Origin of the sequence: Salmonella sp. SSDFZ54 (assembly GCF_004010735.1) — a bacterium.
Taxonomy (GTDB): Bacteria; Pseudomonadota; Gammaproteobacteria; order Enterobacterales; family Enterobacteriaceae; genus Salmonella; species Salmonella enterica.
Map to the genome: position 1 here is coordinate 1 of NZ_CP034829.1, position 1,986 is coordinate 1,986.

Genomic DNA, 1,986 nt, shown 5'->3' on the forward strand with positions numbered 1-1,986 from the left:
TTTCGCGGTGCGCCCAAGGGATGTTATGTTTAATCGGTCTGACCGTCAGGTACAAAAAAAAGCCCTTAGGGGGCTTTTTTTTGCTATGAGTTAGCCATATTTTCGTGCGAATTTTTCATCGGAATCGCATAGATAAATAATAAACTCAATAAACGCGATGATCGCGGGTATGAATGTCCAGCAAAAAATTAGATACAGGAACCCCTGTCCTATTTTTCCTAAGTAAAATTTATGTGCGCCAAATCCACCAAGGAAGAATGCTAATAGCGCGGCTGCGATTCTACTTTTTTCACCTGAACCTGAAGAGGCGTTTGTGGCTCCGCAGTGCGGGCATGACTTTGCTGTTTCGTGTATTTCCTTGCCACATCCTCGGCAGTAAACCATTGAACTCATTTTTTATCCTCGAGCTTATTTTAATTGGGATCATAATATCCGATGTTTTATAACGATGTGTATCCTATGTGCTCGGATTGGATAGATTTCCATTACGGTGAAGGATCTTCTTGAGATCCTTTCTGTGGCGTCGTAATCTCTTGCTCTGTAAACGAAAAAACCGCCCTGCAAGGCGGTTTTTCGAAGGTTCTCAGAGCAGTAACTCTTTGAACCGTGGTAACTGGCTTACGAGGAGCGCAGTAACCAAATCTGTTCTTTCAGTTTAGCCTTAACAGGCGCATAACTTCAAGACTAACTCCTCTAAATCAGTTACCAGTGGCTGCTGCCAGTGGCGATAAGTCGTGTCTTTCCGGGTTGGACTCAAGATGATAGTTACCGGATAAGGCGCAGCAGTCGGACTGAACGGGGGGTTCGTGCATACAGTCCATCCAGGAGCGAACTGCCTTCGCGGAACTGAGTGTCAGGCGTGGAATGAGATAAACGCGGCCATAACAGCGGAATGACACCGGTAAACCGAAAGGCAGGAATGCGGGGGAGCACGAGGGAGCCACCAGGGGGAAACGCCTGGTATCTTTAAGCCGCATCGGGTTTCGCCACCACTGATTTGAGCGTCAGATTTCGTGATGCTTGTCAGGGGGGCGGAGCCTATGGAAAAACGGCTTTGCCGCGGCCCTATCGCTTCCCTGTTAAGTCTCTTCCTGGCATCTTCCAGGAAATCCCTGCCCCGTTCGTAAGCCATTTCCGCTCGCCGCAGTCGAACGACCGAGCGTAGCGAGTCAGTGAGCGAGGAAGCGGAATATATCCTGTATCACATATTCTGCTGACGCACCGGTGCAGCCTTTTTTCTCCTGCCACATGAAGCACTTCCCTGAGCCACCACTCCGAACTAACATATTAAGCCAGTATACACTCCGCTAGCGCTACGTGACTGGTCCGGCGCTGCGCCCGGAACCCGCAAATTCAGAAACTGAAAGTGGGACAAGATGTGTTTTTGGAGTACCGCCATCACGATGCCGGCACCAAAACGATATCTCAGGGCTGCGCCCCGATACCCCGCCAACGCTTCACGGCACCGGATTAAAATCCGTTCCCGTTCACCGTTTCTCAGGGCCGTTCCCGGCTGCAGGTTCTTCATGAGGTTCGCCGTGTCTGGCAGACTGTGCAGAGTTATTCTGACCGGAGAACGCCATGAAACGACTGATAAACCTGACGCCCGCCGAGAAAAGATTTCTCGACGATGCTGTTGCCGCCGCTGAGAGAGCGTCAGGCAAGAAGCTGAATCAGCCCAACAGGCACATTGTCCTTAACAGGGCTCGTGCACAGATCGAATCGCAGCGCCAGGCAGAACGGCAGCGATCTGCGCGTGAGGAGGAGCGGCAGCAGGCGGAATTTACTTGGTCGCGTCCGCGGGCGCCGCGTCGCTGATTGCCACTTTCGCCGGTTTCGTGGGGAGTTCAGGGCGAAACAGCGTGGTATTCACTTCGGTGCATAGTCATTCACCCCCGTAAAACTCACCAGAGCGATTCCGGGCGGTTTTCTGGGGGTAAGACGTGCTCTTTTGTGGCTGAAGGCGCAGAAACGGCCTGAGGTCGT

The 1,986-nt window shown here is 51.9% G+C and carries 2 protein-coding genes; one reads left to right on the top strand and one right to left on the bottom strand.

The window, feature by feature from the left end; translation table 11 throughout:
• Positions 1 to 90: 90 nt before the first annotated feature.
• Complete coding sequence (locus EOS97_RS26650) at positions 91 to 393, bottom strand: TM2 domain-containing protein (RefSeq protein ID WP_031942343.1); 303 nt, start codon at positions 391 to 393, stop codon at positions 91 to 93.
• A 1,188-nt stretch (positions 394 to 1,581) separates the two neighbouring features.
• Here EOS97_RS26650 and EOS97_RS26665 point away from each other — a divergent pair.
• On the top strand, positions 1,582 to 1,818 hold the full coding sequence (locus EOS97_RS26665; RefSeq protein WP_016947370.1) for a hypothetical protein: 237 nt from the start codon (positions 1,582 to 1,584) through the stop codon (positions 1,816 to 1,818).
• The last annotated feature ends 168 nt before the right edge of the window (positions 1,819 to 1,986 follow it).

Excerpts from the sequence above, each read along its gene's own strand:
- EOS97_RS26650 (WP_031942343.1), bottom strand. The coding sequence starts at position 393 with ATGAGTTCAATGGTTTACTGCCGAGGATGTGGCAAGGAAATACACGAA.
- EOS97_RS26665 (WP_016947370.1), top strand. The coding sequence starts at position 1,582 with ATGAAACGACTGATAAACCTGACGCCCGCCGAGAAAAGATTTCTCGAC.